Annotated in this window: 1 pseudogene; it reads right to left on the reverse strand. The window is 69.5% G+C overall.

The features are described from left to right. Window positions 1-142, reverse strand: a pseudogene (locus tag KUM32_RS38595) (DNA-binding response regulator); the annotation flags it as partial. Between the last annotated feature and the right edge of the window lie 488 nt (window positions 143-630).

The following is a 630-nucleotide window of genomic DNA, read 5'->3' on the forward strand; positions in this document are numbered from 1 at the left end:
GGTCAGGCCGCTGCTCGCGCAGCAGCTTGAGGCCGTCCTCTCCCGTGGCCGCCGTCGCCACACGGTGGCCCTGGCGGGACAGGGAGAGTTCGAGGGCCGTGCGGATGGCGTCGTCGTCCTCGATCAGCAACAGGAAAGGCACGTTGGTCATTCTGGCCTACAGGTGGGCTGGAGTTCGACCTCCGGGGCAGCGCGCGACGGCTCGCCCGGGTTTCATGGCCTGTGACACGGCTGTGACAGTCGACGGACAACGCGATGAAACTGGCTTGCCAGTCTTTTGGTCACCGGGCGGAACCACCCCGGTAGGCAAGAGACCGAGACAAGCTCCACGACGGGGGGCGCGACATGAACACCTTGCACGGCACGACAACCAGCGCAGGTATTCGGACGCGCCTACACGCCGGTTGGAGCTGGGGGAACCCTCAGACGGAGTCTGGGGGAGACAAGTCCGGTGCCGTGAGCGGGCGGGGGTGCGCTCGCGGCACCGGACGTCAGCGGTCGCCCATCATGTACGTGGCGGCGGCTGACGCGGCCACGGAGGCCCGTGGGGGCGCCGCGGTCGCCGTAGGCAACGGGGGAAACGGGGGCACGGCGCACGGGGGAAGCGGCAACCGGGCCGAGGCGGAGTTC

The sequence above is a fragment of the Streptomyces sp. AC627_RSS907 genome (assembly GCF_019049165.1).